The organism is Tissierella sp. (assembly GCF_052089545.1).
Taxonomy (GTDB): domain Bacteria; phylum Bacillota; class Clostridia; order Tissierellales; family Tissierellaceae; genus Tissierella_A.
This window is the reverse complement of the sequence record NZ_JBQDAA010000118.1, coordinates 1-7,450: the sequence shown is the minus strand read 5'-3', so window position 1 is coordinate 7,450 and position 7,450 is coordinate 1. Positions and strand designations below refer to the sequence as shown.

The 7,450-nt window shown below is 29.5% G+C and carries 7 protein-coding genes; all 7 read left to right on the top strand.

Going from position 1 to position 7,450, the window contains the following annotated elements:
• Positions 1 to 247 (top strand): EamA family transporter (locus ACTHW2_RS08840; protein ID WP_442263581.1); only part of this gene is annotated, 247 nt, incomplete at its 5' end.
• An 80-nt stretch (positions 248 to 327) separates the two neighbouring features.
• Complete coding sequence (locus ACTHW2_RS08835) at positions 328 to 1,323, top strand: AIR synthase family protein (protein WP_442263580.1); 996 nt, start codon at positions 328 to 330, stop codon at positions 1,321 to 1,323.
• 17 nt (positions 1,324 to 1,340) lie between these two features.
• A complete protein-coding gene (locus ACTHW2_RS08830; RefSeq protein ID WP_442263579.1) occupies positions 1,341 to 2,618 on the top strand; it encodes a DUF2254 domain-containing protein in 1,278 nt (425 codons plus the stop codon).
• 124 nt (positions 2,619 to 2,742) lie between these two features.
• A complete protein-coding gene (locus ACTHW2_RS08825; RefSeq protein ID WP_442263578.1) occupies positions 2,743 to 3,492 on the top strand; it encodes a DeoR/GlpR family DNA-binding transcription regulator in 750 nt (249 codons plus the stop codon).
• A gap of 117 nt (positions 3,493 to 3,609) precedes the next feature.
• A complete protein-coding gene (locus ACTHW2_RS08820) occupies positions 3,610 to 5,496 on the top strand; it encodes a PTS fructose transporter subunit IIABC (RefSeq protein WP_442263577.1) in 1,887 nt (628 codons plus the stop codon).
• Between the two features lie 69 nt (positions 5,497 to 5,565).
• Positions 5,566 to 6,033 carry a Cys-tRNA(Pro) deacylase gene (gene ybaK / locus ACTHW2_RS08815; RefSeq protein ID WP_442263576.1) on the top strand — a complete coding sequence of 156 codons (468 nt, stop codon included), beginning with the start codon at positions 5,566 to 5,568 and terminating at the stop codon, positions 6,031 to 6,033.
• Between the two features lie 13 nt (positions 6,034 to 6,046).
• A partial coding sequence (locus ACTHW2_RS08810) for a phospho-sugar mutase (protein ID WP_442263575.1) occupies positions 6,047 to 7,450 on the top strand: 1,404 nt, incomplete at its 3' end.

The window sequence follows — 7,450 nt, the reverse complement described above, 5'->3', positions numbered from 1 at the left end:
GGGTGTAGATGTAAATACATGGATTTTAATAATAATACTTGGAATAATTCACACAGGTATAGCTTATTTATTATATTTTCCTTCTATAAAGCATGTAAAATCTCAAACTATAGCTATAGTAAGTTATTTAGATCCAATAACTGCAATATTTGTATCAGCTATATTTTTAAGAGAACCTATGACAGGAGTTCAGTTTTTAGGGGGATCACTTATACTTATTTCAGCATATATAAATGAAAAAGGATAGATATAGTACTATAAAAAGATGATAAAATAAGTTATCATATAGATAGCAGTATTAAACTTAAGACTAAGAGGAGTGTTATTTTGATAACGGGAAAATTACCAAATGACTTATTAGAAGAAATCGTTTTTAAATATATAAAACATACCAGAAAAGATATAATAATGGGAGCAAGTGTAGGAGAAGATAATGCTTTAGTAGACTTTGGAGAAGAAGTAGCTGTACTATCTACTGATCCCATTACAGGGGCTGCAAAGGGTGTAGGTAAGCTTGCAATAGAAATATCAGTCAATGACGTATCTACAAGTGGCGGAGAAGCTGTAGGGGTACTTATGACTATATTAGCACCAAGGGGAACTAGCTATGAAGATATTGAACATATAATGAAAGATGCTGGGGACACAGCTGAAAAACTAAATGTTGAAATAATGGGTGGACATACCGAAATAACAGATGCAGTAAATAAGGTAATTATATCTACAACTGTAATTGGTAAAGTTAAAAAGAAAAACATACTTAAAATACAAGAAATAAAAGAAGGGTATAAGGTACTTATGACAAAATCAACAGGTATAGAAGGTACAGCTATACTTTTAAATGATTTTGAAAACTATTTTAAGGATAAAATGGATATAAAAAAGATTGAAGAGGGCAAAAGATATGGAGATAGGATATCTGTAAAGGAAGAGGGAAGAACAGGTGGTAAGCTCCATGTAAATTATATGCATGATATAACAGAAGGTGGTGTGCTTGGAGCTGTTTGGGAGGCACACAAGGCAATAGAAATGGGAATTAAGATATATGAAGATAAAATACCTATAACAGAGATTACGAGGGATGTAACAAATATACTCCAGATAAATCCTTTAAGACTTATTTCAAGTGGTAGTATGCTAATTATAGGGGATGATATAACTATAAAAAAATTAATGCATGAACTAGATGAAAAAGATATATCTTCATCTATTATAGGAGAAGTTATTGATAAGGGCATATTTATAAAAAACAAGAAAGGGATAGAAACAATAGAAGCTCCAAAGGCTGATGAATTATATAGAGCTATTGAAAAATTGCAATAGTACTGGAGATGAAATAAATGATAGAAAAAATTAAAAAGATTTATGCTGATAACAGAATATGGTTATATTTATTAAAATATATATTTATTTCTATAGTTGTATCTATAATTGCTATAGCTATAGATACTCGAACGATACCTTTACTTGAAAAAATTCCATCCATATTTTTAACAAGTGTGGATCTTGCAAAGGTAATATTAAGCACATTGGCAGGAGCACTTCTTACTATTACTACATTTACCTTTTCTACTATAATGGTAGTTTTAACAATGTATTCATCAGATTTTTCTCCAAGAGTAGTAAATAACTTTTTAACAGATAAAATTTCTATGAAAGTATTAGGAGTATTTGTAGGAGGCTTTTTTTACTGTATAATAGCTCTTTTCTTTATGAAAAATAGTTTTTCCGAATATTTAGTTCTATCTGCAACTATCGGAGTTATATATGCTGTATTTTCTATTATATATTTTATTGTTTTTATATATAGGGTATCATCTTCAATTCAAGCTACAAAACTTATTAAAAGAGTATATGATGAATCTTTTAAAATAATAGAAGATGCTCTTAGTTACAAGGAAAAACAAGAAAACTTAAGTGAATATCAAATTGAAGCATATAAATATAAGTATAAAATTAAATCTAAACAAAATGGATATCTTCAACTAATGAATATTGATTCCTTAGTAAATGCCATAGAAAATATAGATTCTAAACTAGTAATGCATTCTCAGATTGGAGATTTTGTTGGATTTAATCAAGATATAGCTACATTATATTATAATAGTGATGATATAGAAGAAGACATAAAAGAAAACATAATAAATAAAATGACCTTTGGTTCAGAAAGACTTTCATTTAATGATTACAAGTTTTCTCTTCAAAAAATAGTAGATATAGCCCTAAGAGCTATTTCTCCTGGAATAAATGATCCTAATACAGCGATTCATTGTATAAATATATTGTCAGTATTACTTGGAAAACTAAGTAGAATAAAGGATAATTATACTGTTATAAAACATGAAGGTTCTAAAGGAATATTAATATATGAAGATTTTAATTTTAGAGAAGATCTGTACTTTACATTTTATCAGATAGTTTATTATGGGAAAAAGGATATTTCAGTTTTAATTGCAATCTTTGAAGCATTAAATAAGATAGGACTGGTTTCACAAAAAGAGAATTTGGAAATATTAAAAGAATTTAGTGATTATGTTTATGATGTTAGTATAGGTAACTTTGATCATAAATTTGATCAAGATCTAATTGAAAAATCTAGATATCGTATAGAAATATAATAAAACTTTGTCGATACAAAGTTTTATTTTTTTATTTTTAGTTGATTGGTTTTGAATGAATATGATTGACTGTGATTGACTAAAAAAATGATTGATATTATAATAAATACATGAGGTGATTTGTATGTTATCTGAAGAAAGGGAACAAATTATACTAAGAGAGATAGTCGAAAAAGGTATAATGAAGGTTGAAGAGCTCGTTATTCTTACAAATTCATCACAATCAACCATAAGAAGGGATTTGTCGAATCTAGAAAAAACCGGCCAAATTAAAAGAATACACGGAGGGGCAGTTTTAAATAAAGGTCAAATTAATAAAAGACTAGAAGAAAAAAAAGATAAGAAAGATAAGAAAGAAAAATCAGAAGAAAAGATATCTATCTATAAATTTGCTGCATCTCTAATAGAAGATGGAGACACTATATATTTAGATGCTCATAAGTCTATTTATGAAATGGCAAAATTTATAGATAAAAAAGATATATCCGTAGTTACTAATGGAGTAGATAATGTAGAAAAATTATTAGAAAAAGGTATCGATGTCTATATATTAGGAGGGAAAATTAAATCTAAAACTAAAGCGGTAATTGGTACAAGTGTATTCAATGAATTAAAAAAATTTAGATTTAACAAAGCATTTATAGGTGTAAATGGAATAGATATAGAATTTGGTCTTACAACTTCTGATCAAGAAGAGGCTATAATAAAAACTAAGGCAATGGATTCATCAAAAGAAGTTTTTGTAATTGCAGATAGCAGTAAATTTGATAAAACAAGTTTTACAAAAATTTCAGATTTTAAAAAGGTCACAGTTATAACTGATAAAGAAAATAAGAAATATAGAAAGGTATTAAATTTAAAGGTAGTAAATTAAATCTTTTATATAGTAACTTTTAACCTAGTATTAGATTATGTAATGGAACTTGGTGAACTAAATATAGATGGAACTTATTTGAAAAGATTTTGATAAGAATATATTAGGAGGTTAACAGTGAAGATTACAGATCTAATTAAAAAAGATACAATTATACTTGATTTGAAGAAAACAAATAAAGAAGATATATTAGAAGAACTAATAAATAAACTTTATAGATCGAATAGCTTAAATGATAAAGAAGAGTTTAAGAAAGAGATATTAAAAAGAGAAGCAGAAGGAACTACTGGTATAGGAGATGGAGTTGCCATACCTCATGCAAAGACTAAAGCTGTAAATATACCTTCAATAGTTTTTGCTAGATCAAAAGAAGGGGTAGATTTTGATTCTTTAGATGGTAAAGATACCTACCTTTTCTTTATGATTGCAGTAAATGAAAAAACAGATAAAATTCATTTGAAAATACTTTCTAAGCTAGCTACATTTTTAATGGATAAGAACTTTTCTAAAAATCTTTTAAATGCTAATTCTAAAGATGAAATATTAGAAATCATACATAATAAAGAAATAGAAGAAGATGATAAAAACTATAAAAGAGAAGGCTTAAAAGACTATAGAGATGTAAAAAGAGAAAAGATACTCGCGGTAACTTCTTGCCCTACAGGAATAGCTCATACCTATATGGCAGCAAATGCTTTAAAAGAAAAAGCTAATGAAATGGGTGTAGATATAAAGGTAGAGACAAATGGTTCTATTGGAGTAGAAGATGTACTTACTAAGGAAGATATAAATGAGGCTAAAGCGATAATAGTTTCGACCGATACTAGGGTTTTGATGGATAGATTTCATGGTAAAAGGGTCGTAAAAACTAAAGTTGCAGATGCTATAAAAAAACCTGAAGTTTTAATAAAAAGGGCCTTAAATGGTGAGGGTGACATATATAAGGTTAGTCAAGAAAAACCTTATATTAATAAAATGCGTGGTAAAGATATATATGACAATTTAATGAATGGGGTTTCAAATATGCTTCCATTTGTAGCTGGTGGTGGAATCTTAATTGCTTTAGCCTTTTTATTTGATTTCAACAATGCAGGTGCTGACAATTATGGATTTGGCAATAGTATAGCTGCATTTTTAAATACACTTGGGGGTGTTGCTTTTAGTTTTATGCTTCCTATACTTGCTGGGTATATAGCTTTTTCTATAGGCGATAGACCGGCACTTGCACCAGGATTTATAGGTGGGGCCTTGTCTTATGATGGAGATGCAGGTTTTTTAGGGGCTTTATTAGCAGGATTTTTAGCAGGATATATAATGCTAGCTTTTAAAGAGATATTTGAAAAACTGCCTGAATCTTTAGAAGGAATTAAGCCGGTATTACTTTATCCTCTTTTTGGAATATTAACAGTGGGTTTAATAATGAATTTTATAGTAATACCACCAGTAGAAGCTTTGAATACAGGTATAAATGTATTTTTAAATACACTTGGAGGAACAAATAAAGTTTTTTTAGGAATATTATTAGCTGGGATGATGGCAGCTGACATGGGTGGGCCTATAAACAAAGCGGCATATGTATTTGGAGTAGCATCTGTAGCAGAAGGAAATGGACATATAATGGCAGCCGTGATGGCAGGGGGAATGGTTCCACCTCTTGGGATAGCAATAGCTACAACACTTTTTAAGGAAAAATTTACTAGGGATGAGATAGATGCAGGAAAGATTAATTATATTATGGGACTTTCTTTTATAACAGAAGGGGCAATACCTTTTGCAGCAGCAGATCCTAAGTCTGTAATTCCATCTCTTATACTAGGATCAGCTATAGCAGGTGGTTTATCGGAACTATTTGGTGCTTCATCTCCAGCTCCTCATGGGGGAGTCTTTATAATTCCAGTAATTTCAAACGGATTACTTTATTTATTGGCAATTTTGATAGGTGCAATCTTTACTGCTATTTTATTAAAAATAATCAAACAAGATGTAAATATAAAAGAGACTTAAACACTAAATTTAAATATTGTACAATATTTAAATTTCAATTTGGGTATAAGATTATTAGGAGAGATACTTATGAAAAAAACAAATGCTATGAGAATTTTAGATACTAAAGGCATAAATTATAATATAATTGAATATAAAGTAGATGATGGACAAATAGATGGCATGTCTGTCACTAAAAAAATTGGAAAAAGGTTTGAAGAAGTATATAAAACTTTGGTTACCAAAGGTGAAAAAGAAATTTATGTATTTGTAATTCCTGTTGAAGAACATTTAGATTTAAAAAAAGCGGCTAAAATAGCTTCAGAGAAAAAGATAGAATTTATAAATATAAATGATATACTAAAGATAACAGGATATATAAGGGGAGGTTGTTCCCCGGTTGGAATGAAAAAAGATTTTAAAACTTTCATTCAAGAAGATAGCCGTTCTTTAAAAAGCATAGTTGTAAGCGGGGGAAAAATTGGCTTACAAATGGAAGTAAATCCTTTAGATTTAAAAAGGATTACAAATGGAGAATTTGTAGATATAATTAAATAATGGGGGGTTACTTATGAGTTATATGGAAAAGTACAATATGTGGATTGAAGATGATTATTTTGATGAAGAAACTAAGGCAGAACTAAAAGCTATAAAAGATGAAAAAGAAATAGAAGATAGGTTTTATACAGATTTATCTTTTGGGACTGCAGGACTTAGGGGGAAAATAGGTGCAGGCACTAACAGAATGAATAAGTATACTGTAGCACTTGCAACACAAGGACTTGCTTCTACAATAGTAAACAAAGGCGAAGAGGCTATGAAGATGGGTGTTGCTATTGCTTACGATGTAAGACAATATTCTGATGTATTTGCTGAAATAGCAGCTAGAGTTCTTGCGGCAAATGGAATAAAAGCATATTTATTTGATGATATAAGGCCTACGCCAGTACTTTCTTATACTATAAGAGAATTAGGAACTATTTCTGGAATAGTTGTTACTGCAAGTCATAACCCAAGAGAATACAATGGATACAAGGCATATTGGAAAGAAGGCTCTCAAATATTAGATGAAATAGCGGATGAAATATTAGATGAAATTGGTAAAATAAAGGATTTTAAAGAAATAAAGATGATGGAACTAGATGAGGCTTTAGAAAAAAACCTCATAGAATATATAGGAAAAGAAATAGATGATAAATATAATAAAGAAGTATTAGACCTAAGTATAAGAGAAGGCGATGAATTAGATAAAGATATTAAAGTAGTTTATACTCCTTTAAATGGTACAGGAAACAAACCAGTTAGAAGGGTATTAGAGGATAGAGGATTTGAAAATGTATTTGTAGTAAAAGATCAAGAAAAGCCAGATCCAAATTTTACAACTGTTGGATATCCAAATCCAGAAGATCCAAAAACATTTAATCTTTCTATAGAACTTGGAAAAGAAAAAGATGCAGATATTTTAGTAGCTACAGATCCAGACGCTGATAGGATAGCTATGATGGTAAAAGATAAAAGTGGAGAATTTGTATTTTTAAATGGAAATCAGACAGGAGCTCTTTTAGTAAACTATATTTTAAGTTCACTCAATGAAAAAGGAGAACTCCCTAAAAATCCTGCCATAGTAAAAAGCATTGTAACAGGAGATTTAGGAAGAGCTATAGCCGACAAATATGGAGTAAATATGTTTGAAGCTCTTACTGGATTTAAAAATATATGTGCTAAGCCTAATGAATGGGAAAAAACGGGTGAATATAACTTTATATTTGGATATGAAGAAAGTATAGGCTATACCTATGGAACTCATGTAAGAGATAAGGACGCAGTAGTATCCACAATGATCATAGTAGAGATGGCGTCTTACTACAAGAAAAAAGGGAAAAACTTATTAGAAGTATTGGAAGATTTATATAAAGAATATGGTTACTACAAAGAAAAGCTTGTATCAGTAGTATTAGAAGGTATAGAAGGAACC